This is a genomic window from Williamsia sp. Leaf354, from assembly GCF_001424365.1.
Taxonomy (GTDB): Bacteria; Actinomycetota; Actinomycetes; order Mycobacteriales; family Mycobacteriaceae; genus Williamsia_A.
Genome location: NZ_LMPL01000002.1, coordinates 134,710 through 161,477, shown reverse-complemented (window position 1 = coordinate 161,477; position 26,768 = coordinate 134,710). Strand labels below are relative to the sequence as shown.

Here is a 26,768-nt window from a genome sequence, read left to right as displayed (position 1 = left end):
GTCTACACCACCGACACCGACCCGACGGAGGTACGCGATGTTCGATCTGAGCCCTGCCGCGCGAGAGATGACACGTCTCGTCGACGCCGTGCACGACGACGATCTCGATCGGCCCACGCCCTGCGACGACTGGACCGTGCGCGACCTGCTGGCACACATCCACCAGTTCAGCAGCGTCTTCACCGACAGCGCGCGCAAGGCCCCGATCCGGCCACCGGACGGACTCGTGGGCGACTGGCGCACGGCCATCCCCGCGCAGCTCGACGATCTCGCCACGGCCTGGGGGAAACCGAGCGCGTGGGAGGGACAGGTGAGCGCCGGTGGCGTCGAGATGTCGGCTCGGGACAACGCCGTCGTGGCCGCCGAGGAGCTGACCGTGCACGCCTGGGATCTGGCGCATGCCACCGATCAGACCGTGCGGGTCGACGACGCGACACTCGACCACGTGGAGCGGTTCTTCACGCTCTTCCCCCCGGATCCCGACACCGGGGCCGGGCCGTTCGGACCGGTGACGCCGATCGGTGACGACGCCGACCGGCTGCACCGTATCCTCGCGCTGGCCGGGCGCGACCCCCGACCGCACGCAGCCGACGACCGAACGGGGACACCATGAGCCGCACCAACCTGTCGATGTCGATGTCGGCGGACGGTTTCGTCGCCGGTCCGCAACAGAGTGCCGACCACCCGCTCGGCATCGGCGGCCAACGCGTCCACGCCTGGCACATCGGGCCCGGTCTCGATCACCCGGTGAACCGACAGGTCATGTCGGAGATGCTCGACGAGATGGGCGCGACCATCATGGGCCGCAACATGTTCGGACCGGTGCGTGGTGAATGGGGCGCGTCGGACTGGACCGGCTGGTGGGGTGACGAGCCGCCGTATCACTGCCCGGTCTTCGTCCTCACCCACCACGCCCACGACCCGATCGAGCTCGAGGGCGGCACGACCTTCTTCTTCGTGACCGACGGGATCGAGTCCGCCTACGCCCAGGCCACCGCGGTCGCGGCGGGCCGCTCGATCTCCATCGCCGGCGGCGCGTCGTGTGCCCGGCAGGCCATCTCGGCCGGGATCGTCGACGAGATCGACATCCAACTCAGTCCCGAGATCCTCGGCTCCGGCGAGCGGTTGTTCGACGGGTTCGCACCGGGGCGACCAGAACTCGAACTGGTCCGGGTGCTCGAGGCCCCGGGGGTGGCACACCTGCGGTACCGCGTCGTCCGCTGAACGAGCCGAAGCCGTCCGACGCCGACGCATAGGATGGGTTCATCGGGGCCGACACGACGGCTCTCACGGCAACGAAGCGGTGACACATGGGTTTTGAGCGCCTTCTCGCCAACGTCGACGACGCACGGAGCAACGGGTGGTTCGTCGAGGGTTCGGTCAGCGACACCGAGATGGAGTTCCTCGAGTCCCTGGCACGCCGCAGCGATGTGCGCCGGATCGTCGAGATCGGTTTCAACGCCGGCTTCTCCAGCCACGCCTTCCTCCGCGCCGACCCGCAGGTGGAGGTCACCTCGTTCGACCTCGGCGACCACGAGTACGTGGCGACGGCCAAACAGTGCATCGACGACGAGTTCCCCGGCCGTCACACACTCATCACCGGCGATTCCACGCAGACCGTCCCGGCGTTCGCCGGCGAGCACGCGGGGGAGACCTTCGACGTCCTGTTCATCGACGGCGGCCACACCTACGAGGTCGCCTCCGCCGACATCGCCAACATGGCGCGATTGGCGCACGAGAAGTCGGTGGTCATGATCGACGACCTGCTCCCGCACAAACCGTTCGGCGAGGGACCGGTGCAGGCGTGGCGCGAGGCGATCGAGACATCGATCGTCGTCGAGACCGGGCTCTATCAGGACGGCGAGGTGGTGGACGCGGTCACCACCGACGCGGCGCGGGCGTGGGCGATCGGCCGCTACGCCTGATCCACATCAGGATGGGTCCGCGGTCCAGGGATCGGTGATCATGCGGGTCATCTCCTCGACCCAGGCGTCATCGAGGATCGCGTCCTGCCGGATGAGCAGGCGGACGATGACCGTGCCGGCCACCACCTCGGCGAGCATGGGCAGGCGGTCGTCGGGCCGACGCCCACGGCCGAATCGGGACTCGAACGCCGTCAGGTTGCCCGCGAGCCGGCTGATCATCATGGCGTGCACGTCGGGGTCGGCCACGGTGTCGGCGATCAGGCCCGGCAACGCCACCCGCACATAGGGCTTGTCGAACATGGCGCGCACGGTCTCGACGACCGCCCGGATCTCGCCGTGGATGTCGTCGGAACCGTCGGCGGCGGGCACGGAATCGGCCGACAGCACCGCCTCGTGGACGAGCTGGGTCTTGCCCGACCAGCGACGGTAGATCGCCGCCGTCGTCGTACCCGCGCGCGCCGCGATCGCCGACAGCGACAGTGCGGGGTAGCCGGTCTCGACGATCAGTTCCCGCGTCGCCGCGATGATCGCCGCGTCGATCCGCGAATCCCGCGGGCGACCCGCCGTCGACGGAGCCGACCCCTTGTTTTCGCTGCGGCTTTCTGGTGCCATGACGCCAGAGTAATTCCGATACGGCACACATCGTATTTGAGGGAGTTCCCGGTGCTTCTCAGTCCGCTCGACGAGTATCCGATCCACCAGACACCGGCTCCCGTCACCTGGCCCGAACCGTCGGACCGGCAGTTCTACGACCGGTCGTACTTCAACGTGCTCGACCGCGGGGGACGGTTCATGGCGCTGACGGGGATCGGCTACTACCCGCGCCTGGGTGTGAAGGACGCGTACCTGGTGGTCCGCCACGGCGACACGCAGACCGCGGTCCATCTCAGCGACGCCATCGATGACGACCGACTGCACCCGAACGTCAACGGCTACCGCATCGACGTCGTCGAGCCGCTGCGGGAGATCCACCTGACCCTCGCGCCCACCGAGGGGATGTCGGCCGACCTCACGTGGCGCGGAACGTTCCCCGCTGCCCTGGAACGACCGCACTCCATGCTGAGCCGTAGGCGGGTCACCCTGGACGCCTGCCGCTTCGCGCAGGTCGGCACCTGGCAGGGCTGGATCGATGTCGACGGGGAACGCCTCGAGGTGGACCACGACACCAGCGTCGCGAGCCGTGATCGATCATGGGGTATCCGGCCGATCGGCGAATCCGAACCCCAGGGCCGACCCGACAATGCCCTGCAGGGCATCTGGTGGCTGTACCTACCGCTGACCTTCGACGACCACCAGCTGTTCCTGATCCTGCAGGAGGACGCCGACGGACAGAGGAGTCTCTACGACTGCACGCGTCGGTGGGCCGACGGCCGCGTCGAACAGCTCGACGGCGTACGCGTCGAGATCGACTACACCCCCGGGACGCGTATCCCGCACGGCGCCCACATCGAGTTCCTGAACCGCGCCGGCGACCGCAGCACTCTCGATCTCGAATCGACGCTGTTCGCCCCGATCGCTTTCGGCGCCGGATACGGCGGCGACCCCACGTGGGCGCACGGAACGTGGAAGGGCGAGAAGTTCAGCGAGCGTGTCCATTTCGATCTCACCGATCCCGAGGTGATGGCGCGGGCGGCGTTCAGCCTCATCGATCATGTCTGCACGGCCGTGACCACCGATACCGACGGAACCGTGCACCGCGGCGCAGGGCTGTTCGAGCACGGGGTGATCGGTCCCCATCACCCGTCGGGCTTCCTCGATTGGACCGACGTGGCGGGACGGACGCCTCGGCCATGAAGGTCATGACCGCACTGTTCGGCCCCACCGACGCCGTCGAGCGTGCCGGGGTGTTGCGGGAGGCCGGGGCATCGGGTGTGTTCACGTTCGAGGGTCCGTTCGACGTCTTCACGCCGCTGGTCCTGGCGTCGTCGGTTCCGGGCCTCGACCTGCTGTCCAATGTGGCGATCGCGTTCCCGCGCAATCCGATCCAGCTGGCCCATCAGGCCAACGATCTGCAGCTCCTGAGCGAGGGACGGTTCATCCTCGGGCTCGGCACGCAGATCAGGGCGCAGATCGAGAAGCGCTACGGGGTGCAGTTCGATCATCCCGTCGACCGCATGAAGGAGATGGTGGGCGCCCTGCGGGCCATCTTCGCGTCGTGGGACAGCGGTGAGCGACTGGACTTCCGCGGCGAGTACTACCGGCACACGCTCATGACCCCGACGTTCGTCCCGGGCCCGAACCCGTTCGGCCCGCCGCCGATCTATCTCGGTGCCCTCGGCCCTCGTCTGACCGCCGCCACCGCCGAGGTGGCTGACGGGCTGTTGGTGATGCCGTTCGGGTCGAAGCGCTTCCTGCACGGGTCGACCATGCCTGCCGTGCAGGCGGGGCTCGCTGCGGCCGGCCGCAGTGGCGACGACTTCGAGGTGGTGCCCGAGATCATCGTCTCCGTCGAATCCGATCAGGACGGCGGGGGAGACCACGCCTCGACGCGGATGTTGTTGGCGTTCTACGGATCCACCCCGGCCTACCGCCCGGTGCTCGACGCGCACGGGTGGGGTGACCTCCAGCCGGAACTCAACGCCATGTCGAAGCAGGGGCGGTGGCGTGAGATGGCCGGGCTGATCGACGACGAGATGCTCCACACCATCGCCGCCTGTGGGACCCCGGCCGAGGTCGCCGCGCACATCCGCGACCGTGTCGACGGGGTGTCGGAGCGGATCTGTCTCTATCAACCCGGCCCGATCGACGCCACGGCACTCGCCGAGGTCGTCGACTCCCTCACGGTGTCGACGTGACCACGACCGTCGAGTTCGACGATGTCGTCGACGACCGGTTCGGTGGTAAGGCTGCCGGACTGGCGCGGCTGCAGCGTCTCGGGTTCCGGGTCCCGGCGGGGTTCGTCGTCGCCGATCCCGCCGACGAGATCTCCGACGACGTCGCCGAGGAATGGTTCGCGCGGATGCGGGATCTGGGGGCGACGCCGTTGGCGGTGCGCTCGTCGGCCGTGGGGGAGGACGGCGGGGAGCTGTCCTTCGCCGGTCAGTACGACACCGTGCTGGGGGTGGCCACCGCCGACGACCTGGCGCGGGCCGTACAGACGTGCACCGCCTCGACCGGCTCCCACCGCGTGACGGCCTACGCGGGCCGCGACGTCGCCACGATGCACCTCGTGGTCCAGCAGATGGTCGACGCCCGCGCCGCCGGCGTGGTGTTCTCCGCGGATCCGGCGACCGGTCGGCGCGATCTGATGGTGATCGATGCGGTCGCCGGTCTGGGCGACACGCTCGTCGACGGCACCGCATCGCCGGATCACTTCGTGCTGGATGCACATGGCGACTGCGTGATCCGCGAGGTCAGAGCAGATCCCGCGATCTCGGTCGACGAACTCCGGGCGATCCGCACGGGCGCGATCCGGGCCGTCGACCACTGGGGGCGGCCGATGGATCTCGAGTGGGCGATCGATCGGGACGGGCAGCTGTGGTGGCTGCAGGCCCGGCCCATCACCACCCTGCCGGGCGCACTCGACGCCATGGATTCGCCTCTGGCCGGCGACGACCACGTCTACACCCGCTGCAACATCGGCGAGATGATGCCGGGCGCCTACTGTCCGCTGACCGCGGCGGTGTCCGGCTTCGCGATCGACTACGCGATGCAGATGACCCAGGTGGTCGCGCGGGCCCAGCCGCGATACGAGTCGCCCTGGCGGCAGGTCGGATACTTCCAGGGGCACATGTTCCTCAATCTCACCGAGGGCACGGCGCTCAGCGCGGGAATCCTGGGCAACTCACTGGAGCAGTTCTCGATGTCGGTGTGCGGCCGGGTCGTGGAGGAACTCGTGCCGAAACCGCCTCAACCGTTCGTGCGTCGGCTGGTCAACACCGTTCTGCTCACCGGTTTCGCACTGTCGGCTGGGCCGGCCATCCGGCGTCTCGGTGATCAGATCGCCGGTTTCGACGTCCCCGACGCCGACGATCCTCGAGAGGTGTTGCGGCAGTTGGACGACGGGGTGGATCTGTTCTGTGAGGTCATGGCCACCCACGTCCGTTCGTCGTCGCGTGCCGCGGTCGCGGCGAACGTGCTCGAGAGCGTCATGATCCGCCGGGCGGTGGCGAGTGGCGGTCACGAGGACGACGGCCGGGCCGCCGCGAGCCGGTTGATGGCCGGGGCAACCGATGTCGAGAGCGCGGTGATGCTGGCCGAGCTCGACGAGGTGGCCCATGCCATCGCCACCGACCCTTCGGCCGAGGACTTCACCACGTCCGAACCCGGGGATGCGGTCATGAGGCTGCGCGCATCGACCGGCGTTGCCGGAGTGGCCCTTCGAGGTTTTCTCCAACGACACGGCCACCGCGGCTATCGGGAACTGTGCATGCGCGACCCGTCGTGGGGCGAGGACCCGCAGGGCCTGGGAACGATGCTGCAGGTGATGGTGCGGTCGGCGTCGGATCCCGTGGCCCGTCGTGCCGCACCGCGAGCGGATCAGACGGCCGACCCGCTGCCTGTCCGGTTCCTCGCCCGGCTTGCGCGAGGAGGCGCACGGGGACGCGAGGAGACGAAATCGAAACTGGCGGCGATGGCGCATTCGCTGAAACTCGGTTACCGCCATCTGGGGCAGGTGCTCGCCCGTGCCGAACGACTTCCCGACGCCGACCTCGTGTACTTCTTCGATCGCACCGAACTGCGCCGGATCGTCGGCTCCGGTGACATCACCGACCTGGTGCATGCCGGGCTGCGGCGCAGGTCGGCACTGCCGTGTCAGGAGGCGTTGGAGTTCGACGACGTCTCCGTGGGGCGTCCGACACCGCTGGTGGTACGACCGCCGAACGGTGTCGACGACTCCGAGATCGTCGGCCGACCCGCGGGCCGCGGATGCGTCGACGGCGTTGTGCGCGTGGCCCGATCGATCGCCGAGGCGCGCGACGTCCGGGGCGGCGAGATCCTGGTGGCGCCGGTCACCGACGTGGGATGGACCCCGTACTTCACCGTCATCGCCGCGTTGGTGACCGACATCGGCAGCTCGGTGTCCCACGGCGCCGTGGTCGCGCGGGAGTACGGACTGCCCTGTGTCGTGAACACCCTCGTCGCCACCCGGACCCTGCGGACCGGCGACCGGGTTCGCGTGGACGGTGATCGCGGCGTGGTCACCCGACTCCGTTGACACCGTCCGCAGTCGGTTCCTCGGCCCGAAGGTAGTGCGCGATGGCGTTGGTGAGTCCGCGCCGCGCCAGGTCGAGGTCGTTGTAGGAGCCGAGGTGACGTTCGGAAGTGATACCGCGCATCGCGCCGGGAATGAAGGCGGCGACCTCCGCGACCCGTCCGGGATCCACGCCGAGTCCGGCAAAGGCTCGGGTGCACGTGGCGAGCCACGCGTCGCCCCACGACGCGAATTCGGCTGCGGTGCGGGGGAAGAGCCGCTCGAACTCGGCGCGGTCACGAGGCATTGCGGCCCGCAACGTCTCGATGGCGCGGGAATCGGCGGTGTCGAGACCGTCGTACATGTTGTCGATGATGGTCGCCACCCGCTCGTGCAGTGTCGCCGTGGGCACCGAACCGGCCGGCAGATCGCCACGGCGCTCGGCGGTGTGGCGCAGGACCGCCGCCCACAAGCCGTCGACATCGCCGAACTGGTACTTGACGGCACCCCAGGTGACGCCCACCTCGCCGGCGATCCTCTTCCCGGACACCGCTCCCGGATCGCCGGAGGCCAACGCCTTCAGTGCCGCGTCGAGCATCGACTCCCGAGTGGCCTGCCCCCGTCTGTTGGTGCGCCTGTTCGCGACACCGCTCTCGACCATGACCCGATCGTAGTACGTCGCGCCGCTTTCACAGAGGGCTCTTTCCTTTTTTCACAGAGGGCTCTATGTTCGAGGAGACGTAGTCACCGGCGGAAGGGCCACGATGGCGAGAACTCCTCTCCCGATGAAGCCGACCGGATGGTTCCAGGTCGCGTGGTCGGCGGAGATCGCAGTCGGTGACGTCCACCGCATGACCTACTTCGGCACCGAGATGATCGCGTGGCGTTCGAGTGCGGGACGAATCACCGTCATGGACGCGTACTGCGAACACCTCGGCGCCCATCTCGGTTTCGGCGGAAAGGTCGACGGCGAGATCCTCCGCTGCCCGTTCCACGGTTGGGAGTGGAATCAGCAGGGCCGCAACGTCTGTGTCCCCTACGAGAAGCACCCGAACCGCGGCCGCCGGATCCGCACCTACCCTGTGGCCGAGCACAGCGAGTCCGTCTTCATCTGGTTCGACGAGCAGCGTCGCGAACCGTACTTCGACGTGGCCGAGGTGCTCACCGGCTTCGACGACGACAAGAGTGCCGCCGACTACTACCCGGCCTTCGGTCACACCCACCTGTTCCGGCCCGGACTCGAGATCCACCCGCAGTACGTACAGGAGAACGGCGTCGATTTCGCACACTTCACCTACGTCCACGACACCCCGTTGGTCCCGGAGTTCACGCGTCACGACTTCGACGCACCGGTCTCCTACGTCGACTTCACCATCGCCTTCGACGACGTCCCCGCCGAGGAGATCAACAGCGGTGTGCAGGCGATCAACAGCGGCATCGGGGTCGCGGCCACGAAGAGTTGGGGGATGATCGACAACCGAACGCTCACGTCGGTGACACCCGTCGACGAGACCACCTCCGACATCCGCTTCACCGTCTGGATCGGCCGAAAACCCGGCGACGACAGTCCGACTCCGACCAGCCGTGCCTTGCGCAACGCCGCCGGTGTCATCGAGCAGTTCGAGAACGACCTCCACATCTGGGCACACCAACGCTATTCCGATCCACCGGCGCTGTCGCCGAGAGAGTTCGAGGGTTTCACCGCGATCCGCCGATGGGCGACGCAGTTCTACCCCGACGACTTCGACGCGACCGCGGCGGCCCGCGCACATCTCACCCGCTGACCACTCCCTTCGTCCGAAAGGACTTCCATGCCCCTCACCGCACCCATCCGCGTCTTCCAGGTCGCCACCGGCAACGTCGGTTCGGAGATGATCAAGCGCATCGGTGCCCACCGCGATCTCGAACTCATCGGCGTGCACTGTTATTCGCCGGACAAGGTCGGCAGAGACGTCGGCGAGCTCGCCGGTGTCGACGCCGTCGGAGTGACCGCCACCGGATCCGTGGACGAGATGATCGCCGCGGCACCCGATGTCGTCACCTTCCACGGAGTCTTCCCCGACGAGGACCTCTACGTGCAGGTCCTCGAGGCGGGCATCGACATCGTCACCACCGCCGACTTCATCACCGGCCACCATCGCAACGCCCACCACCGACACCGCTCGGGCAAACCCATCACCGACGTCATCTCCGACGCCTGCCGGAAGGGCGGTTCCACGTTCTACGGCACCGGGATGAACCCCGGTCTCGCGCAGATCCTCGGGATCGTGCACACCGCCGACGTCGCCGAGATCGAGAACATCACCGTCACCGAGTCGGTGGATGTGTCGTGTCACCACTCCGTAGAGACCTGGAAAGAGGTCGGGTACGGCCGGCCGGTCGACGATCCGTCCATTCCCGAGTCGCTGCACAAGTACACCGCCGTCTTCGAGGACAGCGTGCGGTTGATGGCCGACTCGTTCGACCTCGACCTCGACGAGGTGCGCTTCAGCTACGAGCTCGGTGCCTGCACCAAGGACGTCGACCTCGGCTGGTACCAGATGCCGAAGGGATCGCTGGGCGCCAACTACATCGAGTACCAGGGCATGGTCGACGGCGTACCCCGCGTGGAGACGCACCTGGAATGGCAGATGACCCCGCACACCGATCCCGCGTGGGACATCCAGGGCTGCTACATCACCCACATCAAGGGCGATCCGAACATCTACAGCAAGCACATGATCTTCCCGAAGCCCGGCGTGCGTCTCGATGATCCCGGCGACTTCGCCTCGATCGGCATGACCGTCACGGGTCTGCCCGCGCTCAACGCGATCCGTTCCGTCGTCGCCGCCCCACCGGGCATCGTCACCAGCGCCGATCTGCCGTTGCGCGCCTTCGCCGGTCGGTTCGCTCTCTGACGTCAGGGGGTCGAGCGGTCAGCCGACGTGTTGCGCTCGCCCGCCGGCCGTCGGCGCGGGCACCGGATGCCATGCTGCGCGCACATTTCGCATCACCAGCACGCTGTCGAGTTCGGCTGCCCCTGTCGGTAGATCGTCGAACAGCGTCGATCGCACGTCAATGGGGGTGGTGGGCTCCACACGCCAGTCGTCGGTGTGCAGTCGCAGGCCGTCGAGTCGGTTCGGGGTGTGGGCGGGGGAGTACCCGGTGCTGCCGGCGCGGAAGAAGTCCGAGGCGTCGGCAACGGTCGGGAAGACGCTGCCCCTCAGCGATGTCGTCACCGCGACGTCGGCGTCGACGGTGACGGCGGGCGATGTCGCTGTCCGCAGGGACACGGCGATCCGGTCGGGCGTCTCGTCGCTGGTGATGGTCGCTTTCGTGTGCACACCGGGAAAGAGACGTCCACCGGCCGCGACCGCGAACGACGACGCGCTGAATCGACGCGTGATGAACACGCCACGAGCGTTGTGGCCGTTGTCGTCCCACTCCACGGCGACACGCTGTGCGGCGTTCTCTCCGCGCCACCCCAGCACCGCAGGCACGCCCGGAGGCGCCATGCGCGCCAGTCGGATCATGCAGATACCGGCGATCGCGACACCGTCGACGAGCTGGAGGCGGAAGCCCTCTGGCAACCACCTCTGAGCCACCGACGGATCGACCCGGTAGTTGACCAGGAGCCGGCGTTCGATGGTGGTGTTCATTCGACCGAACATCGTCATATCCGGAGTATGCGCGCTCGACCGAGGCCCGACGAGGGGTCGGACCGATGACTTTCGTCGCTCCGCGCGGTCAATGGAGTGGAGAACGCACCAGCGTTCGGCCCCGGTGGGGGTGCCACGACGGCAGCGAGACGGAGACGATGATGCACATCGACGAACAGGAGAGCGCCGCACCACGGGTGCTGGTCGCCGGGGCGAGTATCGCGGGCCCGGCCCTGGCCCATTGGTTGCACCGCCGAGGAGCCCAGGTCACCGTGGTGGAACGCTCACCGGGTCTGCGTCCAGGGGGTCAGGCGGTCGACGCGCGAGGGGTCACCCGGGACGTGATCACACGCATGGGATTGGACTCGACGGTCCGCGCGGCATGTACCGACACCGCGGGCGCACACTCCGTCGACGCCGACGGACAGATTCTGCAGACCTTCCTTGCCGACGACGACGGTGGCGACGGGTTCATCGCGGACATCGAGATCCTGCGCGGCGACCTCGCGCGGGTGCTCGTCGACGACACCCGCGACGACGTCGAGTACGTGTTCGGCGACCGGATCTCCGGACTGGCGCAGGATGCGAACGGTGTCGACGTCGTCTTCGCCGGCGGTGGGCGTCGACGCTTCGATCTGGTGATCGGGGCCGACGGGCTGCATTCGCCGTTACGCACCATGGTCTTCGGGCCGGATGACGAACACATCCGCCATCTCGGACAGGCACTGGCGTTCTACAGCGTGCCCAACGACTTCGGGCTGGACCGATACCTGCTCGAGTATCAGGATCAGGAGTCGGGGCGCTCGGCACTCCTGCGCCCCATCCAGGATGCGCAGCGCGCGATGGCGATGTTCTCCTTCGGTGCACCCCGGTACAGCGTGGACCCCCGCGACATCACCGCCCAGAAGGCACTGCTCCGCGAACGCATGGCCGGGCTGGGATGGCTGACCCCTCAGATGCTCGCGCACCTCGACGAGACGCCCGACTTCTATCTCGACCAGGTGGCGCAGGTCGTGATGGACCGGTGGTCTCACGGTCGGGTCGCGCTACTGGGCGATGCGGCGTTCTGTTCGTCCCCGATGTCCGGACAGGGAACCGGGCTCGCGCTGGTCGGCGCCTACGTGTTGGCCGGCGAATTGGTTACGGCAGGCTGGGATCCCGACACCGGTTTCGCCCGGTACGAGGAGCGGCTGCGTCCGTTCGTCGAGGCCAACCAGGAGATCGGACGGTTGAACGCCCACACCCGCGAGATCCCCGGCCCGGATACCGAGCCGCTACCCGACTTCGGCGGCGACTGGTTCATGGAGCTGGTCGGGCGCGCGATCAACGGCATCCAACTGCCGGATTACGAGGGTGTCCCGGACCACCGATCAGCAGGGAAGTCGACGGCGTAGCCGCCTCAACCGGCTCGGACGCGCAGGATGCGGTCGTTGCCGCCGCCGTTGTCGGTGGTCACCAACAACGATCCGTCGCGGTCGACCTTCAGGCCGCGGAGGCGTCCATAGGTGTCGCGGAGGCCGTCGGTGGTGCGCACCGTCTCGCGACCGTTCTCCGAGAGCGTGACGAATACCAGTCGCTTTCCCTGCTGGGTCGAGATCACCACTGCGCCACCGAGGTCGCCCCATCCGGCGGCGGGGAGGAACTCCAGCGCCGGCGTCGCGAGGGTCGGTGCGCCGGAACTCCAGACCGCGCCGATGGCGCCCGGCACCCGCTCCGGGTCGGTCATGGGCACCGACTCGTCGTAGATGAACGGAGCGCGGTCGGGTCGGTAACCGTAATTGCCCCCCGGCTGGAGGAGGTTCAGCTCGTCATCGCGGGAGGTACCCTGCTCGATGGAGTAGACCCGCCCGGTTCCGGGTTGTATCGCCACACCCTGGACGTTGCGGTGGCCGAGTGAGTAGATGGGCGTCCCAGGAAGGGTTCCGCCCGCGGGGGCACCGCCGGGCGTGATGTGGAGAACTTTGCCGCCCAGTGTCGTTCGGCTCTGAGGGTAGGACGGCACCGCGTTGTCACCGGTGCCCACCCACAATGTGCCGTCGGGTGCTGCGGTCAGTCCGCAGCCCGCGTGACGACCGCCGGAGTTGACCGGGATGTTCGACAACACCGTGCGTGTCCGTGCCATCGACGACCAGTCGTCGGCGACGCGCCAGGCGACCACGTTGATGACCTGTCCCGTGTTCGGGAAGGGGAGGGGCAGATTGCCGGCCGAGCCGGTGCCGATCCCCGAGCCCGAGGTCTTCTCCGCCTGACAGGAATACAGCGTGCGGTTGGCCGCGAAACCGCGGTCGAGCGCCAGTCCCATGAGACCGGCCTCGTTGGTGACGAACAACTGTGACTGATCGGCGCGGACGGTCTGCGCCGCCCCTCCCGGGCGCACGGCGACGAACCGTCCGCTGCGCTCGCCGGAGATCAGCGTTCCTTCGGGGGCGACCTCGACGTCCCACGGTTTGTCGAGACCGCTCGCCACCGTGGTCACCGACAGCGGGGGAGCCGCCTGTGCCGACGGCCCGGCGAGAAGGGTGACACAGAGCGCACTCGTGGTTCCGAGCGTGACGAACAGTGCGCGGTGGGGGAGACGGAGTTGGGTCACTTCACAACAGTAACGTCGTTCTTTACTATGTCGCAGGAGTTCGAATTCGGGCATTTGTACTGTTCCGAGGGTGCCGAAGCGAGGCGCCTCGAATCAGATTCGTCGTGTCTCACCGATCTGATCAGGCACGATCCAGCGAGGCGCACAGTGGGGAGATGAACCCGTTCAGTTCGGTCCAGCAGCGCGTGGGCGAGATGATCTTCGAACGCGTCGCCGGTGATGAAGGTCCGGCTCGACGCGACCGGATCCATCTGTCGACCGGGCCGCGCCGCTACGGTCCCGACTCGGCCATCTACCGCGTGCACAGCGACGCGTCGATGTTCATCGGCGGGATGCGGGCGCTGCTGCTGCAGTCGCTGCACCCGCTCGCGATGGCCGCGGTCGATCAGCACTCGGGATACCGCGGTGACCCGTGGGGGAGACTCCAGCGCACCAGCACCTTTCTCGCCGAGACCACGTTCGGCACCATCGACGATGCCGACCGCGCGATCCGGATCGTCCGCGCCGTCCACAAACGCATCACCGGGACGGCGCCGGACGGCCGCCCGTACGCTGCGTCGGACCCGCACCTCATCCGCTGGGTCCATGTCGCCGAGATCGACAGCTTCCTGCGCGCACACGACCGCTATGGCGCTGACCCGCTCGATGCGGGCGGTCGTGACGAGTATGTGCGTCAGACCGCCTTCGTGGCACGGGGTCTCGGCGCGGTCGACGTCCCCGAGACGACTGCTGAGCTCGACGACGTGCTGGCGGCCTACAGGTCGGAGCTCCGGGGCACGGCCGCCGCCCGCCGGACTGCGCGATTCATCCTCCTGAATCCGCCCATCCCGCTGGCCGTACGTCCCGCATACGGTGTCCTGTCGTCGGTGGCGGTGTCGATGATGCCGTGGTGGACCCGGTTCCCGCTGCGCCTGCCGTACCTGCCCGTCACCGAGGCGACGGCAGTGCGGGGGAGTGGCATCGCGATGACATCGGCCATCCGTTGGGCCCTGGGACCCGGCCCCACCCGTGGGGCGGCCCTGGAAACGACCGAATCCCCCTCCTAGGCTGAGACAATCTGCCGATGCCCGACCCAGACGTGGTGGTCCTCGAACCCAGAGCGCCCTACGGCCCCAGCGTGCTGCGCGTGGGCGGCGACCTCGTGTACGAGATCTACGTGGCCAGCGGGCACGCCGACCGGGTCGAACGTCTTGCCATCTCCGAACGCCATGCGCACGTCCTGAGCACCGACGCCGAGCGCTACTGGTTCTTGTTCACCGCGTTGCACCACCCGTATCAGCTGACCGAAACCCGTTTGAGCGCAGATAGTCTCACTGACCACCTCGACACCATCCTGTTCGCCGAGCAGGCCGTGGTGGAGGCGTTCCTCACCAACCTCGACCACGGGTCCGCGAACGGCGCGCTGTCGAACCTGCTGCGTATCTTCGTGGATGCCGACTATTCGCGAATGCGCGACGGCCGCTGGTTCGGCTCCATCCCGAGAACAGAATAAGGCTGTCAAACGAGATGACGGGGCCGGTCACCTCAGAGTCTCTGGCGCGAAGGTGACGTCGACACCGCCGACAGTCATTGTCACCTCACCTTCGATCATCATGACCTGAACCGAGACACGCCGATCGATGGTCTGCGCCAATTGCGCGATGGGCGCGTGCGGAATCTGGACCACTGAAAGGTTCGCGATCCCGACGACCTTGGGGCCGACGGTCCGCCACCAGGTGGCCACACCGGAGGCGAATGGATACAGAACCACCTGCTCGGCTTGGCCGGCCGCCTTGCTCAAGGCTCGTTCGTCGGGCTGACCGACGTTGATCCACTCCACGTTTCGACCGGTGTAGTCGGCGAGTCGCAAGTCAGGTACGCCCGGGGTCGACAGGCCGGCGCCGAACGTCAACTCACCTTCGACGTCGTTCAGTCGATGCGCCCGCAAACCGAACGCGAGCAGCCGAACCACCATGCGCTCGTAAGTTTCGCTGGGGTGTCGCGCCACGGTCAAAGTGTGATCGGCGTAGTAGTTGTGCTCGACGTCGGAGACACCGAGTTCGACTTTGAACACCGTTGCGGAAAGGGCCACGCTGTAGTTTCCACCCAACCTCTGGCGGTTGGCGAATGACCGCACACGCCTCGCGAATCGTCTGCGTGAGAACTGGCCGATGAGTTCCGGGTCGTCGCGCGGTCTGTTCACAGGAGAGATCCAGGCGCTACTCGCGCACTCAGAAGGAGGACGGGTTGGCCGCGTTGAAGGTGTGGGATGTAGTCGCGAAGGAGCGGATGCGGTTGGTCGAGGAACTACGGCCATTCCCTGCAGAGTCTTTTGCAGTCGGATCTTTGTGTGTGGGGTGGGATGTCCACGATGTACTGGCTCACCTGATCGACACAGCCAAGACCTCGCGCCTGCGGTTCATCATGGCGATGGCGCGGGCGCGCGGGGGGTTCGATCGAGCCAATGCCGCTGGCATCGCACGTGAGCGCCGCGCAGATGCCCAGGCCACGGTTACCGAGCTGGCCAACGTGGCCTCTCTGACCAGGACACCGCCCGCACCGCTTGCGACGCGTCTTGTGGAGGCCTTTGTTCACGGCGAAGACATCCGACGCCCTCTGGGGTTGCGGGGGGAGTATCCGCCGGAAGCTGTTGTGGCCGGGTTGGATCACCAATGCCGAACGTCGGCCTCGATGGGCGGCAGCAAAGCGATTGTCGCCGGCGTGAGGCTCGAAGCCACCGATGCCGACTTCGTCCGTGGCCACGGTCCGACGCTGTCCGGACCGGCGATGGACATATTGCTGGCTGTGACCGGCCGCCCGGTTCCGACCGTGGCGCTGTCTGGTCCTGGCGCAGAACTCGTCCGCGAGCGTCTCGCTCGAGCACGTCTCTAGTCACCCGCAGAGACCGACCACAGTTGCGTGCTGCGCCTGTGAGGTGGCGACGACCGTCCTCGACCTCATGTCGACAGGGCGGGAACTGGGTTCGAACTGACTTCGGCGGCACGGGTCAGGACGGCTGCCGCGCCTTGCAGCCACCGTCAGCCGGACCGAGATCTGTGATCATGTCCAGGTCGACTGCCTCGGCCATGGTGCGGTAGCCCGACGCGTTGGGGTGGAGCCGATCGACACTGGCCAGCGAGGATAGCCTCATCCAGCGTCGTCGTAGAGGCGATCGCGAGCAATTGCGAGAGATGACGCCACCCTGAAGTTGTCCGCCGTGTCTAGCAGGAGTTTCTAGCAACTACCTGACATAATGTATCTTATCGGCACGAAGCCGAGGCCTGGGTAGAGCAGGCCCATACCATCACGACGACACTGGCCGCCGTCGACGCACTGGCCGCCGTCGATGCCGCCCGTGAGCGCGATCGCCACCATCACCTACGGGCTTCGATCCACACAGTCTCCAACTTGGACACTATCGATCGCACAAGCCGGACGCGAAGCGTCTCAACCTTTCGGCCAGACAGCCACCGATCGATCACCCACCACTCCAATGTATTTGGCCCGATCTTCCATCGAATCGTCACAGTGACGATTCGATGGAAGATCGGGCCCCGCTCCATTCCACCCCGATCGCCGGCCGCGCCCGCGGTCGATTTGGATGCAGAAGGTGAGGCCGCCCGTTAACGCTGGCGAGAGAAATGACGACGCTGAGCACGACCGACTCAACGCTTCGAGGCCCTTCACCACGAACGGCGGCGCCCGCGGTTTGGCTGCGAAAGAGCGTCGTCAGACAGTGGCGGCAACGACCTGATCAGACGTCGGCGATGTCGCCACCAAAACGCCTGACCCATGAAGGGAACGAACCACACAGCCAACATCCACAGACCGCTGCGCCGGGGCTCCATGTCCGACAGGCCCACACTCACCGTCGCGGCAAACGTCGTCACGAACCACAACCCGGCTACCGCCGCCTTCGCCAGCAATATGTAGACCGAATGATTGAACTCCGCGCTACACGCAGCATCACGGGCGCATTCCGACAGGCCCGCTTCCGCGAACAACTCCGTGATCACCTCGCGAAGCTACCACCGGATCGCTGCACTTCGGCCTCCTGGAAGCGAGATGACCCGCCGGGCTTTATTGGACGGCCGCGCATGACTTCGACGATTGCCGCTACGGCGACGACATCCGCGATCTCCGGTGTGCCCGTCTTCGGCGTACTTACCTCCGCGCTGGTCGGTCTCCTGTGTACGTTCGGCGGTGCGAGTGCGGTGCAGGCAGTCTTCGGTGCGATCACGGAGACCCCTTGCCAAGGAATTGACCCGCGGGTTTGCCACCAAGCAAGCATCTTTGACTATTCCTTCACGTCTGGTGTCGTCACGTCCATCTCATGGTTGGTGATGTAGCTCAGATGCTCGGCCCCCACGCGAACCGTTCGCCGGCACCGACCGCCGCGATCGCGAGATCGCGCCACGGCGGTGACGGTTTGCGGGGATCGAGTCGGACATCGAAGCCATCGCGAACAGAAGCCCATTTGCGGTGCCCGATGTAACCGATGCGTCCATGACCGGGCATCACAATCGACACCCGTGGGTGTCCTTTGATGAGGAAGAAGGGCGCAAAGAGGGGGGCGAAAAGCAGTCCGGCGATGTCGCTGCCTCCGAGACACCCTTTGACGGGTCCGAAGACCAGCCGACGCCAGATCGCGTCGCGAACCCGTTCCCTAATGGTGAAGATGTGTTGGCCTTGCGCATCGCGGAAATGCCATGACGTTACGAACAATCCGACCCAGAAGTTGAGCCGGAACGTGAACATGTCGCGATCGAAGGAGTCGACGACGCGGCTGCCGCGCCGGGCTGGGCGCAGCGTCGACACGAGTCGGCTCAACTGCGGGTCGCTGTAGAACTCCACCGGGCTGCCCCGCCCTGCTTCCGGTGTTCGGACCCAGATGGTATCGGTCTCGCTGCCGTCAGCGGCCACGCTGCGAATCGGGTACACCTTCCCGTGCTCCCCGCCACCAGCGGTGACACGGATACGGCTGGGCCACCGGTGCCGGGCGAACGGCGCAAAGTCCATCAGTCGGGAGAACGCCGACGTGGGGTCACTCGTGCTGGGTTTATCCATCGATGTCGGGGCTTTCGTCGTCGTCATGGTTGTTAGATGCCCGCCGCGCGACCAGAGTTCCCGGACCATCCGACTGTCTTCCCCGACGCGCGTCGACGCGGTCACGACGTCGTCTCCTTCTCCCCCGGCGACGTGGCCAGTCTCGGCGACGTCTGGCCGTACGAATTCACGATTGCTGAGACAGCGCGTCTGATTGTCGGCTCATCGCTTGTCACGTGCCCGGGCGATCTCTCCCAGCATCATTCGCACTCCCCCTGTCAGCAACGTCGCGAGCGGAATGGAGAAGTAGCACGTTGCGATGAGTCCGAGGATCGACCAAAAGAACGCGGCACCGAAGCTGGTGCCGATCGCCCCGACAGAGAACCCGGCGAACCGAATCTGCCCATAGGAGAAGATGCAGGTGAGCACGACAATGCTCCCGCCGAAGAGCAGCCCTGTTCCTCGCACAGCTGACACCAGCCAGAACTCGACTCCGTACCGCCGCGGATCCTGAGCGCTCATCGTCCCGCACTCCCCTCTGAGTCCTCACCTAGAGCTGACTGGCCAGATTTGAATGCAGTTGATGCGGCGATCTTTTCCCCTGAGTCGGGGATGGCTCTCGTCATGAGGCGAGCCGCGAGCGCAAGTGTGCGAAAGCCAGCTCGGCAACGAGTTCGGCGGGCAGGACCGTCAATCCGTTGGTGACGCTGTTGCGAAGTGTCACCACCCCGAATCGTCTGCGGGGCTTGCAGTACATGTCGTAGGCGACCACCGCAGTCGCCCGCGGATCGACCAGCACGATCGACGATTCATCGAAGCCCAGCGCCCACACCGCCCCTGGGTACGCCGTCGCGGCGAGCACCTTCTTGGCCCGCAGGTACAACGCGATCGGGAACGCCAGAACGAACACGACCAGGAACAGCAGCACACCACCGGTGTCGGCGAACGACCCCGAAACGATGTCAAGCAGCGCGAGGATCACCGTCAGCCCCACCACTGCGACAACAGCGGGCGTCATCGCCGCGATCTTCACACTGGCGAGGGCGAGCGCGTCGTGGTCGCCCGGCTCTGCGACCCATGTGTGATGAAGGGGTGGCGCCATGCGGATCGGGGCGAGGGGTTGCTGGGGGTACATGGCGCACCTTTCTCTGACGTGCGGCGGCGTCGCGGCCGGCACACATAACCGTTGAGAGAATGTCCTGTGGCGCGGCCCATGCCGCACCCGTCATCTCTTCCGATGCACTTACGGCCGAACAAGTTCCCGCCTGAGCAGAAACCAGCACCCGGACCCGTGCCTCTGCGCCATCCGTCGCCAACGCCCACGCGGGTGTCTCAGGCTGGGCAGGTGATCGAGGCTGAAGTCCTCCGGGATATTCGTTCCCAAAGCCGAGAGGGCTCCGGGCCGGGCACACTGTCACTTGTGTCCTACCGCGGCCTATTCGACGATGACGAAGTGGTCATGTCGGCTACGTGGTCTGAGGCTGACGGTGTCGTCATCACATCGAGCGAACTGCCGGAGACGTGGCACCGCGCAATCAACCGACTGTGCCGAGACCTCAACGTGCAATCCTTCAACGGCACAGTTGGTTACATCGCTTTCGAGGCAATGCACGACCGCCACAACGACTTTGTCTGGCTCTCAAGCGACATAACCCCCTTCGGGGGAGCGCCGGCCGGCGCTGGTCACAGCGGTGGCGGCGCGCTCGTCTACGACGACGAGGAGGCCATCGTTGTCAGTTGCGCAGACCTCGTCCAAGACCAGATCGCCAGGGCGGGCATTCAGTGGCCACGCGGCCACAGCAGCGGGTTCCTTCGAGCAGAGTTGGTCGGTCACACGGCGTGCTGGGTAGGCCGCGACGGCGCGCGTACGGCCATAGGGACACTGCGCACACCGACATAGAGCTGCCGCGCATCGGCGAAGAATCCCGTTGGTCTGGCATCACCCAAATCGGTCAGGGCGCTGTGATTCTGGTGCAACTGGGTGTGTGAGACAACCTCGGCAGGTGCGCTGTATCGCTACCCTTGGCCGCATGATCGCACCGAAAAGTTGTGATCTCGTTGTCGCCGGCGCCGAGATCCTGGCCCTCGATTCATCGGCAGGCCGCTTGTCCGGGTATGCGATCGCCATTGCCGATGGCGTCATCGTCGCGGTCGAACCGGCCTCGGACATCGAGACGTCCTGGACGCCGCGACTCAGGCTCGACGCGACGGGGAGCGTCGTCTGTCCTGGATTCATCGATGCGCATGTGCACTTCGGGGCCTTTCTCGGCGCCGGCCGGCCGTATTCAGCTGCGCGCACGGAGGGCATGTTCTCGGGAGGAGGACGCCCGGCGACGGTGATACCGGCGATGGCCGGAATGCTGGCGGCACGAGTGCCCGACGATGTGGTGTCGGCCGTCGTGGCGCCCGTGATGGCGTCGATGCTGCGTGCCGGATTCACGTCGGTGGTCGACGCCGGTTCACCGTCAGTGTCCGGGGTGGCAAACGCCGCTCGCGATGTAGGCATCCGGGCCGCGGCAGGTCCCAGCCTTGCCGACCAATGGCACACCACCACAGGCGAAGTCATCAAGCAGGCGGACACGGCGGAGGTACTGGACGCGGCGCGCTCCGTCATCGAGGGCATCGACGGCACCACCGACGCACGCGTCCGCCCAACCCTGTCCGGCATCGAACCGCTGGCCTGTTCCGACGCCCTCCTCGAGGGCATCAGCGGACTCGCCGCCGATTACGACATCCCCACCCACATGCACGCTTACGTGACACCAGAGGCCGTACGTGCGCATGATCTGGCGCAAAGTCGCACAACGACGGAGCGGCTCCTCGACACCGGGATCCTCGACCCGCGCTGCACCGTGATGCACGCCGGCGCTGTCACCGACGACGACATCGCCGAGTTCGCGCGCACCGGAGTGACGGTCAATCACAACCCCGGCGGTAATGCCGTTCTCGGGTTCGGCGTCGCTGCGAGGCGTGCCGTCCCGCGTCTTCTCGAGGCAGGCGCCGATCGTCTTGGGAAGCGATTTGGCTCCGTCGACGGTGTCGACACCATTCGACGCAATTCGTGCGGCTCTGATGGTCCACCGCGAGACTGCGGGGTCCGATATTGCGTTGACGCTCGAACAGGCCCTCGCGATGTCCACGAACTCGGGAGTCAGCACGGGCAACCCGAACAGATTGGGGCGCATCGCGGTCGGACAACTGGCCGACCTGACCATCGTCGACACCGGCGCGACGCATCACCTCGGCGTCGATCACCCCGTACCGGCGTTGGGACTCCACGCGCGAGCATCGGACGTCACCACCGTCATCGTCGCCGGCCGGATTGTCGTCGACGACGGCGTGCTGGTGCACGCCGATGAGGTCGAACTCCGCGCCCGCGCCGCCGCGACCCTGCAATCGATGAGCTCATACGCGCGGCCCTGAACGGTCGACGGCCGCTGAACCGTTCGAGCAGCGGCATCGAGCTTCGCCTGGAAGCTGAAGGCAGCAGGCCGCCGAAACATGTCCCCCACCAGGACAATTTCCATCCGCGGATCTCAGGAGATGATGTCCACGCGTGTTCCAGCATCCGTTCCGCGGCGAGCACGTCTATGGCGTCTTTGCTACCTTAGTTAGGCTTGTGAACAGCTGGCGCAGAGCGTTGCGCCGCATCGACGAAGGGAAATATGCATGAAGAAGCTTCTTGCTACAACCGCAGTCGTCGTGGGACTTTCAGGCGGGGCGCTGGCTCTGGGCCTGGGCGCAGGTACAGCCGGAGCCGATCTTCCCCCGGGCGCTGCCCCGCCGGCTCCTCCGTCGGGCTACTCCTACCCGGTGCAGGGGCCGTACCTGCCGGGCGAAGGGCCGCTCTTCAACCACTGAGCCACTCACCGATACACAAGTGCCATCGGTCCCCCGGTCCCTGAACGACACCGCGATGACGGCCGCGGGCCGATGCAGGCCGCGAGGCGCTATACCGTTGGGGGATGACCACAACGCACTGGACCTTCGGCCCCTCGGATGACGCGGTGCTGGAGATCCAGACCGGCGTCACCGGCAAGGCCGCGAAGATGGGCCACCGGCTCACCATCGCGATGACACGCTGGCGTGCGGTCGTCGACTGGTCCGGCGAGGAACCGGCGTCACTGGAACTCACGGCCGACGTCGACTCGCTCGACGTCGTCGACGGCCAGGGCGGAGTCACCCCGTTGCTGGGGCCCGAAAAGGTGGTCGCGCGACTCAACGCGCTGAAAACATTCGATGCGAAGCGATTCCCGCAGATCACTTTTCGCGCCGACGACATCACCGCCATCGACAACGGCTTCCGCCTCGACGGAACGCTGGAGATCCACGGCGAGAGTCGTGATCACTCGGTGCATCTGCGGGTGAAGGATGAGGAACGCGCGTGGCGGTTGTCCGCAGAATCGACTGTGCGACAGTCCGACTTCGGCATCAAGCCCTACTCACAGATGCTGGGCGCGATGAAGGTGGTCGACGAGGTGTCGATCGCTTTCTCGGCCACCCGCGCGAAACCGTCGTGAGGCGTCGGTCCGCCTAGACCACGACCGTGTGCACGCGGCATGTGACCGGACCAACCGGGACGCGACCATGCGGCTGGGCGACGACGGTGATGTCGACCGGGCCGACGCCGGGGTGGATGTATCCGTCGTACGGCTGATCGTCGAGGTAGGCGCCGCTGTAGAACGGCGTGAGAAATCCGATCTTGTCGACTCGTGTCGTGAGACGGGCGCTCACTGTCGCGCGCGTGCGTGTGTTCGTTGCACGCATCGACAGGTCGACGGTGTACGGAGCGTTCACAGAACCGAGCATCGTCGTGGTGACCTGCAGTCGATTGTGGTGCGAGCGCAACTCGTTCTGATAAGCCGTCACCTTGATGGTGAACGGGAGGTCGATGATGTTCGGATTCGTCCCGATGCAGGTGGGTCCGTCGTCCTGCCGGTACGACGGATCCGTCGTGGTGTCCGCATGCGCCATACCGGCGCCGAGGATCAGCGATGTCGCCGCGACGGCGACGGCTAAGGCCGAGATGTTTTTGCGTGTGTGGTCCATGGCCGTACCATCGCGCCGATTCGTTCACTTGTTACGCACAACTACGAGTATTCGTACGATCGCACCACGTGGCGCAGTCGCCGAGAGGTGAACCTCAGCCGCGCAGGCCGACCACCGGGTTGAGGTCGGAGGCCGCGAGACCGCCGGGCTCGACACCCGGTAGGAACTCCCGCCACGTCCCACTGATGAGGGTCGGCGAATCGACCACCCGCGCACCGTCGGCGAAGTACGTGGTGGCCAATGCCCGCCTCGGCTGCGTGGTCAGGTTGGGCCCGGCGGTGTGGAAGCACAGCGCGGAGTGGAACGACACGTCGCCGACGGCGAACGGGCCGGATTCCACCGAGACGTCACGTTCGACGAAGCGCCGACTGACGGCCTCGTCGTACGACGTGCCGACCTTGTCGAACTCGAGGTCGGACACCTCCCCCAGCACCTCGCGGCCACGAGCGAACGACAGCGGTCCCATACGACCGGGGATGGCTGACATCGGCATCCACGCGGTGACCGCCTGGGTGGTCTGCAGCGGGAAGTGCTCTGCGTCGTGGTGCCACGGGGTCCGGCCGCATCCGGGCTCCTTCGACAACGCGTTATCGTGGTAGAGCCGAACGCCCGGCTCATCCAACAGCGCCGCCGCCAGACCGCCGATCCGGGGCGACAACGCGACGGCCCGCATCAGGTCGTCGTGCAGCCACATCTGCTCCAGCGCGGTGAACCGACCGGCGACGTCGTCGCCGTGCTCGGCACGCAACAACTCCTCGAGGCGTTCGGCGAGTCGTCGGACCACCGGCGGCGACAGCACGGCGGGTAGCCGCACGAAGGCCTCGCGCGCGAACGACGCGACCGCGGCCGGGTCGAGGTCGTAGGGCTCGGACAACTCGCGCTCGACCTGCTCGTCGGTGGCTGCCTCGACGTCGGGGAGACCGGGGCCGTCGACCAATTCGGTCGGTACGTTCTCGTTCGCGGCGAGGGTGACGTACCAGTCCCACCAGTCCTGATCGTTCCCCGCCCAGTCCTGCTCGATGCCGCCGTCCCGGTTCTGCTCGGGAAGACGCTCGTTCACGGTCGACTTGTTCAGAGCCACAGCAGAGCCGCCTCGTGGGAGAAGGTGTAGGAACCGGACGCGTCGCGACAGGAGGCCAGGTAGTCACCCAGCACGGGCGCGGCTTCCATCTCCTCCAGGGACACCGAGTCGTCGAACGCGCAGCGCTGCAGGAATCCTTGCGCAACAGCACGATCTGATGTCCCGGTGCTGTAGGTGACGCGCTGGTCGCGCACATCGGCGCCGGCGCGTACGAGTGCGTCGCGCACCTGCTCGGCCGTCGTGTACGGCGTCGCCTCGCGCACTCCTGCCCGGAAGGCGTCGTAGAAGGCGAGGTAGTGCGATGCCGCGGTGGCCTGTGCGATCAGACCGAGACCACCGGGAGCGAGAGCTGCGACGAACCGCTCTGCGGCGGCGTCCAATTCCGCCGGCGGCAGCGCGTAGAGCGCGTGGGTGGCCCACACGACGTCGTAGCCGGAGTACTCGTCGGGGAGATCCTGCAGGGTCATCACGAGGTCGTGGCGGGCGGCGAACGGCGGCCCCAGGACGCTGCGGGCCTCGGCGACCGAGAACTCCGATGGGTCGAGGAGGTCGTAGGACATCTCGGGCAGCGCGGACAGATCTGTGTACTTGCGGAGGGCCGTCGGGAACTTTCCGCTGCCGCAGGCCACGTCGAGGAGCGACCAGCCGTCGTGCGCACGGCCCCCGAGCAGAACTGGCCAGTCCGCGGCCAGCGCCAGTTGTCGGTAGTCCTCGGTGGCGAGGGCGTAGAACGCCTCCATGCCCGTCCGTCCGGCTTCGCTCCAGTGCTCGAGGCTGCGTTCGGCTGTGTCCCTGTTGCTCACGACAATTCTCGTCCCGTCATCGGCAGCCACATTCGACCCCCTGATCGAGCCGACGTGGTTGACTCGATCTGATGACGAGCCTAGTACCGACTCCGTCGACCGAGGTCGCCACCGCGCTTCTCGACGACCTCCGCGATGCACGTCGGGGGGCCGCGGCGCTGCCGGCTCTCGAACCCGACTCCTACGCACGCGACCACGCAGCGTTCGAGCGCCGCTCCGACCAGCGCGGTCTGATCGCCGACCATCTCGCCGGGCGGCTGGCCGGCCTCGGCGACGGGCCCCTCTCGGTGCTCTCGGTCGGGTGTGGGGACGGCACGTTGGACGTTCGGCTCGCCGAGGGATTGGTGCGAGCCGTGCCCGGTCGACCCGTGCGTTACGTCGGCATCGAACCGTGGTCCGGGAGTGCGGGGCTGTTCACCGCGGAGATGGCCGCCCTGGGCGCCCGCGAGCTCAGCGCCGAGGTACAGGTCGCGTCGTTCGCCGACGCGGTGGTCGACGAGACCTTCGACGCCGTGGTGTTCGTCCACTCGATCTACTACGTCGCCGACCTCGAGCAGACCCTGCGCAAAGCCCTCGCACTGGTGCGGCCGGGCGGACAACTCTGGGTGCTCAACGCCCCGCGTGCCGCGCTCAACGCACTCGTCGACGTACTGGCCCCACCGCTGGACGATCATCGCCAATGGTTCAGTTCCGATGTCGCCGAGGCCTTCCGCGCCACCGGCATCGTCCTCGACGAGGTCTCCACGCTCGACGCGCTGGTCGACCTCGGCCCCGCCGGCGACGACGTGCTCGACTTCGCCGTGCAGGCCCGCCTGACCCCCGAGCTGCGCAGGCCGGTTCGTGCATACCTCGACGCCGTCTCGGTGCCCGGCGCGGATGGAGAACCGCACGTGCCCCATCCGGTCGATGTCTTCGTCGCCACCCGCCTCTGACGCTGATGCTTTCCGCGCTCTTTCGTGAGACGCTGTAACAACTCTTCGGTACGCCGCGATACCACCTGTGTAAGCCCCGTCGCCCCCGGGGGCAGCTCGCGAACGCGCGCCCGCGACATCAGCGAAGGAGATCCCATGTCCACACACCTCCCCCGACGCCGAATCATCACCGCCGGCGTGACCATGGCCGCAGCCGCTGCGCTGACCACCGGCGTGGCGGCCGGCCCCTCGGCGGCCGCCGGTTTCGGATCGTCGGACTTCGGCACACCACGATCAGGACCCGGCACCGCCGATCTCACCATCACCTTCGCCGACCTCGACGTCGACGCGAAGACCGGCGTCAGGACGACCGGGGTGTTCGTCACCAACCTCTGGGGGCCGGCCGTGGCCAAGAACGTCACGCTGACGATCAACAACGGCCAGGCGAGATCAGCCCCCTCGGTGGGGATCAACTCCGGCTTCCAGATCGAGGTGAAGACACGAGGTCCGGCACTGATCTGCGCTCGTGCCACCTCCAGCACGCCGGACAGCAATCCGATCAACAATCAGTCCTGCAAGACCATCATCAGCTTCGTATCGCCGTTCTGAAAT

The 26,768-nt window shown here is 66.8% G+C and carries 29 protein-coding genes and 1 pseudogene; 18 read left to right on the top strand and 12 right to left on the bottom strand.

Going from position 1 to position 26,768, the window contains the following annotated elements; translation table 11 throughout:
- The first annotated feature begins 37 nt into the window (after nt 1–37).
- The 3 genes from ASG12_RS08815 to ASG12_RS08805 all read left to right on the top strand — a co-directional run bounded on the left by ASG12_RS08815 (nt 38) and on the right by ASG12_RS08805 (nt 1,925).
- Nucleotides 38–613, top strand: coding sequence for a TIGR03086 family metal-binding protein (locus ASG12_RS08815; RefSeq protein ID WP_055788285.1), 576 nt, complete (start codon nt 38–40; stop codon nt 611–613).
- Nucleotides 610–1,224 carry a dihydrofolate reductase family protein gene (locus ASG12_RS08810; RefSeq protein WP_055788282.1) on the top strand — a complete coding sequence of 205 codons (615 nt, stop codon included), beginning with the start codon at nt 610–612 and terminating at the stop codon, nt 1,222–1,224. Before ASG12_RS08815 ends, ASG12_RS08810 begins: the two co-directional genes overlap by 4 nt.
- A gap of 86 nt (nt 1,225–1,310) precedes the next feature.
- Entirely contained in the window at nt 1,311–1,925 is a 615-nt protein-coding gene (locus ASG12_RS08805; RefSeq protein ID WP_055788279.1) for a class I SAM-dependent methyltransferase, read from the top strand.
- A gap of 6 nt (nt 1,926–1,931) precedes the next feature.
- On the opposite strand, the gene ASG12_RS08800 is transcribed toward ASG12_RS08805, so the two are convergent.
- Nucleotides 1,932–2,537, bottom strand: a complete 606-nt coding sequence (locus ASG12_RS08800) for a TetR-like C-terminal domain-containing protein (RefSeq protein WP_055788277.1) — start codon at nt 2,535–2,537, stop codon at nt 1,932–1,934.
- A 51-nt stretch (nt 2,538–2,588) separates the two neighbouring features.
- On the opposite strand from ASG12_RS08800, the gene ASG12_RS08795 reads away from it, so the two are divergent.
- Genes ASG12_RS08795 through ASG12_RS08785 form a run of 3 tightly spaced genes read left to right on the top strand, consistent with a single transcriptional unit; the run spans nt 2,589 to nt 7,083 of the window.
- Nucleotides 2,589–3,719, top strand: a complete 1,131-nt coding sequence (locus ASG12_RS08795; RefSeq protein WP_055788274.1) for a hypothetical protein — start codon at nt 2,589–2,591, stop codon at nt 3,717–3,719.
- Complete coding sequence (locus ASG12_RS08790) at nt 3,716–4,720, top strand: TIGR03617 family F420-dependent LLM class oxidoreductase (RefSeq protein WP_055788271.1); 1,005 nt, start codon at nt 3,716–3,718, stop codon at nt 4,718–4,720. Before ASG12_RS08795 ends, ASG12_RS08790 begins: the two co-directional genes overlap by 4 nt.
- Nucleotides 4,717–7,083 (top strand): PEP/pyruvate-binding domain-containing protein, encoded by a 2,367-nt coding sequence (locus tag ASG12_RS08785; protein ID WP_055788268.1) that lies wholly within the window; start codon nt 4,717–4,719, stop codon nt 7,081–7,083. The genes ASG12_RS08790 and ASG12_RS08785 overlap by 4 nt, the downstream gene beginning before the upstream one ends.
- Here ASG12_RS08785 and ASG12_RS08780 read toward each other — a convergent pair.
- Entirely contained in the window at nt 7,067–7,720 is a 654-nt protein-coding gene (locus tag ASG12_RS08780) for a TetR/AcrR family transcriptional regulator (protein ID WP_055788266.1), read from the bottom strand. The genes ASG12_RS08785 and ASG12_RS08780 overlap by 17 nt on opposite strands.
- A gap of 103 nt (nt 7,721–7,823) precedes the next feature.
- On the opposite strand from ASG12_RS08780, the gene ASG12_RS08775 reads away from it, so the two are divergent.
- Both ASG12_RS08775 and ASG12_RS08770 read left to right on the top strand, forming a co-directional pair.
- Nucleotides 7,824–8,843 (top strand): Rieske 2Fe-2S domain-containing protein, encoded by a 1,020-nt coding sequence (locus ASG12_RS08775; protein ID WP_082501812.1) that lies wholly within the window; start codon nt 7,824–7,826, stop codon nt 8,841–8,843.
- A 27-nt stretch (nt 8,844–8,870) separates the two neighbouring features.
- Complete coding sequence (locus tag ASG12_RS08770) at nt 8,871–9,956, top strand: NAD(P)H-dependent amine dehydrogenase family protein (RefSeq protein WP_055788259.1); 1,086 nt, start codon at nt 8,871–8,873, stop codon at nt 9,954–9,956.
- A gap of 18 nt (nt 9,957–9,974) precedes the next feature.
- Here ASG12_RS08770 and ASG12_RS08765 read toward each other — a convergent pair whose 3' ends face one another.
- Nucleotides 9,975–10,697, bottom strand: a complete 723-nt coding sequence (locus ASG12_RS08765; protein ID WP_235456430.1) for a DUF2071 domain-containing protein — start codon at nt 10,695–10,697, stop codon at nt 9,975–9,977.
- Nucleotides 10,698–10,858: 161 nt separating this feature from the next.
- Between ASG12_RS08765 and ASG12_RS08760 the strand changes: the two genes are divergently transcribed.
- Nucleotides 10,859–12,091 carry an FAD-dependent monooxygenase gene (locus tag ASG12_RS08760; protein ID WP_055789360.1) on the top strand — a complete coding sequence of 411 codons (1,233 nt, stop codon included), beginning with the start codon at nt 10,859–10,861 and terminating at the stop codon, nt 12,089–12,091.
- Between the two features lie 5 nt (nt 12,092–12,096).
- On the opposite strand, the gene ASG12_RS08755 is transcribed toward ASG12_RS08760, so the two are convergent.
- Entirely contained in the window at nt 12,097–13,287 is a 1,191-nt protein-coding gene (locus ASG12_RS08755; RefSeq protein WP_055788253.1) for a PQQ-dependent sugar dehydrogenase, read from the bottom strand.
- Nucleotides 13,288–13,442: 155 nt separating this feature from the next.
- Here ASG12_RS08755 and ASG12_RS08750 point away from each other — a divergent pair, with 155 nt between their 5' ends.
- Complete coding sequence (locus ASG12_RS08750; protein ID WP_055788250.1) at nt 13,443–14,333, top strand: oxygenase MpaB family protein; 891 nt, start codon at nt 13,443–13,445, stop codon at nt 14,331–14,333.
- A 17-nt stretch (nt 14,334–14,350) separates the two neighbouring features.
- On the top strand, nt 14,351–14,779 hold the full coding sequence (locus tag ASG12_RS08745; protein ID WP_055788247.1) for a hypothetical protein: 429 nt from the start codon (nt 14,351–14,353) through the stop codon (nt 14,777–14,779).
- Nucleotides 14,780–14,806: 27 nt separating this feature from the next.
- Here ASG12_RS08745 and ASG12_RS08740 read toward each other — a convergent pair whose 3' ends face one another.
- On the bottom strand, nt 14,807–15,358 hold the full coding sequence (locus ASG12_RS08740; protein WP_055789357.1) for a YaeQ family protein: 552 nt from the start codon (nt 15,356–15,358) through the stop codon (nt 14,807–14,809).
- Nucleotides 15,359–15,513: 155 nt separating this feature from the next.
- Between ASG12_RS08740 and ASG12_RS21190 the strand changes: the two genes are divergently transcribed.
- A complete protein-coding gene (locus ASG12_RS21190; protein WP_268810438.1) occupies nt 15,514–16,158 on the top strand; it encodes a maleylpyruvate isomerase family mycothiol-dependent enzyme in 645 nt (214 codons plus the stop codon).
- Between the two features lie 791 nt (nt 16,159–16,949).
- Here the strand turns inward: ASG12_RS21190 and ASG12_RS08735 are convergent.
- The 4 genes from ASG12_RS08735 to ASG12_RS08715 all read right to left on the bottom strand — a co-directional run bounded on the left by ASG12_RS08735 (nt 16,950) and on the right by ASG12_RS08715 (nt 19,447).
- On the bottom strand, nt 16,950–17,282 hold the full coding sequence (locus tag ASG12_RS08735; protein ID WP_055788245.1) for a hypothetical protein: 333 nt from the start codon (nt 17,280–17,282) through the stop codon (nt 16,950–16,952).
- Nucleotides 17,283–17,616: 334 nt separating this feature from the next.
- The gene (locus tag ASG12_RS21655) at nt 17,617–18,438 is read right to left on the bottom strand and encodes a hypothetical protein (RefSeq protein ID WP_156378036.1); all 822 of its coding nucleotides are present in this window, start codon (nt 18,436–18,438) and stop codon (nt 17,617–17,619) included.
- A gap of 96 nt (nt 18,439–18,534) precedes the next feature.
- On the bottom strand, nt 18,535–18,834 hold the full coding sequence (locus ASG12_RS08720; RefSeq protein WP_156378035.1) for a hypothetical protein: 300 nt from the start codon (nt 18,832–18,834) through the stop codon (nt 18,535–18,537).
- A gap of 100 nt (nt 18,835–18,934) precedes the next feature.
- On the bottom strand, nt 18,935–19,447 hold the full coding sequence (locus tag ASG12_RS08715) for a hypothetical protein (RefSeq protein WP_055788233.1): 513 nt from the start codon (nt 19,445–19,447) through the stop codon (nt 18,935–18,937).
- 210 nt (nt 19,448–19,657) lie between these two features.
- On the opposite strand from ASG12_RS08715, the gene ASG12_RS08710 reads away from it, so the two are divergent.
- The 4 genes and pseudogenes from ASG12_RS08710 (at nt 19,658) to ASG12_RS08695 (ending at nt 22,832) form a co-directional block, all read left to right on the top strand.
- Nucleotides 19,658–20,212, top strand: a complete 555-nt coding sequence (locus ASG12_RS08710; RefSeq protein ID WP_156378034.1) for a hypothetical protein — start codon at nt 19,658–19,660, stop codon at nt 20,210–20,212.
- Nucleotides 20,213–20,342: 130 nt separating this feature from the next.
- Nucleotides 20,343–21,224: pseudogene (locus ASG12_RS22330) on the top strand (amidohydrolase family protein); the annotation flags it as partial.
- A 25-nt stretch (nt 21,225–21,249) separates the two neighbouring features.
- Nucleotides 21,250–21,735 (top strand): amidohydrolase family protein, encoded by a 486-nt coding sequence (locus ASG12_RS22235; RefSeq protein ID WP_082501810.1) that lies wholly within the window; start codon nt 21,250–21,252, stop codon nt 21,733–21,735.
- A gap of 542 nt (nt 21,736–22,277) precedes the next feature.
- Nucleotides 22,278–22,832 (top strand): YceI family protein, encoded by a 555-nt coding sequence (locus tag ASG12_RS08695; RefSeq protein ID WP_055788222.1) that lies wholly within the window; start codon nt 22,278–22,280, stop codon nt 22,830–22,832.
- 13 nt (nt 22,833–22,845) lie between these two features.
- Here ASG12_RS08695 and ASG12_RS08690 read toward each other — a convergent pair whose 3' ends face one another.
- The 3 genes from ASG12_RS08690 to ASG12_RS08680 all read right to left on the bottom strand — a co-directional run bounded on the left by ASG12_RS08690 (nt 22,846) and on the right by ASG12_RS08680 (nt 25,245).
- On the bottom strand, nt 22,846–23,361 hold the full coding sequence (locus tag ASG12_RS08690; RefSeq protein WP_055788219.1) for a hypothetical protein: 516 nt from the start codon (nt 23,359–23,361) through the stop codon (nt 22,846–22,848).
- 94 nt (nt 23,362–23,455) lie between these two features.
- Nucleotides 23,456–24,442 carry a phytanoyl-CoA dioxygenase family protein gene (locus ASG12_RS08685; protein WP_055788216.1) on the bottom strand — a complete coding sequence of 329 codons (987 nt, stop codon included), beginning with the start codon at nt 24,440–24,442 and terminating at the stop codon, nt 23,456–23,458.
- Nucleotides 24,433–25,245, bottom strand: a complete 813-nt coding sequence (locus tag ASG12_RS08680) for a class I SAM-dependent methyltransferase (protein WP_156378032.1) — start codon at nt 25,243–25,245, stop codon at nt 24,433–24,435. The genes ASG12_RS08685 and ASG12_RS08680 overlap by 10 nt, the downstream gene beginning before the upstream one ends.
- 71 nt (nt 25,246–25,316) lie before the next feature.
- On the opposite strand from ASG12_RS08680, the gene ASG12_RS08675 reads away from it, so the two are divergent.
- Nucleotides 25,317–26,177 carry a class I SAM-dependent methyltransferase gene (locus ASG12_RS08675; protein ID WP_055788212.1) on the top strand — a complete coding sequence of 287 codons (861 nt, stop codon included), beginning with the start codon at nt 25,317–25,319 and terminating at the stop codon, nt 26,175–26,177.
- A gap of 135 nt (nt 26,178–26,312) precedes the next feature.
- Nucleotides 26,313–26,765: a hypothetical protein gene (locus ASG12_RS08670; protein ID WP_055788208.1), complete on the top strand. Its 453-nt coding sequence runs from the start codon at nt 26,313–26,315 to the stop codon at nt 26,763–26,765.
- Nucleotides 26,766–26,768: the final 3 nt, after the last annotated feature.

What these genes read in the sequence shown, in the direction of transcription:
- ASG12_RS08815 (WP_055788285.1), top strand. Translation starts at nt 38, where the DNA reads ATGTTCGATCTGAGCCCTGCCGCGCGAGAGATGACACGTCTCGTCGAC.
- ASG12_RS08810 (WP_055788282.1), top strand. Translation starts at nt 610, where the DNA reads ATGAGCCGCACCAACCTGTCGATGTCGATGTCGGCGGACGGTTTCGTC.
- ASG12_RS08805 (WP_055788279.1), top strand. Translation starts at nt 1,311, where the DNA reads ATGGGTTTTGAGCGCCTTCTCGCCAACGTCGACGACGCACGGAGCAAC.
- ASG12_RS08800 (WP_055788277.1), bottom strand. Translation starts at nt 2,537, where the DNA reads ATGGCACCAGAAAGCCGCAGCGAAAACAAGGGGTCGGCTCCGTCGACG.
- ASG12_RS08790 (WP_055788271.1), top strand. Translation starts at nt 3,716, where the DNA reads ATGAAGGTCATGACCGCACTGTTCGGCCCCACCGACGCCGTCGAGCGT.
- ASG12_RS08780 (WP_055788266.1), bottom strand. Translation starts at nt 7,720, where the DNA reads ATGGTCGAGAGCGGTGTCGCGAACAGGCGCACCAACAGACGGGGGCAG.
- ASG12_RS08775 (WP_082501812.1), top strand. Translation starts at nt 7,824, where the DNA reads ATGGCGAGAACTCCTCTCCCGATGAAGCCGACCGGATGGTTCCAGGTC.
- ASG12_RS08770 (WP_055788259.1), top strand. Translation starts at nt 8,871, where the DNA reads ATGCCCCTCACCGCACCCATCCGCGTCTTCCAGGTCGCCACCGGCAAC.
- ASG12_RS08765 (WP_235456430.1), bottom strand. Translation starts at nt 10,697, where the DNA reads ATGAACACCACCATCGAACGCCGGCTCCTGGTCAACTACCGGGTCGAT.
- ASG12_RS08760 (WP_055789360.1), top strand. Translation starts at nt 10,859, where the DNA reads ATGCACATCGACGAACAGGAGAGCGCCGCACCACGGGTGCTGGTCGCC.
- ASG12_RS08750 (WP_055788250.1), top strand. Translation starts at nt 13,443, where the DNA reads ATGAACCCGTTCAGTTCGGTCCAGCAGCGCGTGGGCGAGATGATCTTC.
- ASG12_RS08745 (WP_055788247.1), top strand. Translation starts at nt 14,351, where the DNA reads ATGCCCGACCCAGACGTGGTGGTCCTCGAACCCAGAGCGCCCTACGGC.
- ASG12_RS08720 (WP_156378035.1), bottom strand. Translation starts at nt 18,834, where the DNA reads ATGAGCGCTCAGGATCCGCGGCGGTACGGAGTCGAGTTCTGGCTGGTG.
- ASG12_RS08715 (WP_055788233.1), bottom strand. Translation starts at nt 19,447, where the DNA reads ATGTACCCCCAGCAACCCCTCGCCCCGATCCGCATGGCGCCACCCCTT.
- ASG12_RS22235 (WP_082501810.1), top strand. Translation starts at nt 21,250, where the DNA reads ATGCCGTTCTCGGGTTCGGCGTCGCTGCGAGGCGTGCCGTCCCGCGTC.
- ASG12_RS08695 (WP_055788222.1), top strand. Translation starts at nt 22,278, where the DNA reads ATGACCACAACGCACTGGACCTTCGGCCCCTCGGATGACGCGGTGCTG.
- ASG12_RS08690 (WP_055788219.1), bottom strand. Translation starts at nt 23,361, where the DNA reads ATGGACCACACACGCAAAAACATCTCGGCCTTAGCCGTCGCCGTCGCG.
- ASG12_RS08675 (WP_055788212.1), top strand. Translation starts at nt 25,317, where the DNA reads ATGACGAGCCTAGTACCGACTCCGTCGACCGAGGTCGCCACCGCGCTT.
- ASG12_RS08670 (WP_055788208.1), top strand. Translation starts at nt 26,313, where the DNA reads ATGTCCACACACCTCCCCCGACGCCGAATCATCACCGCCGGCGTGACC.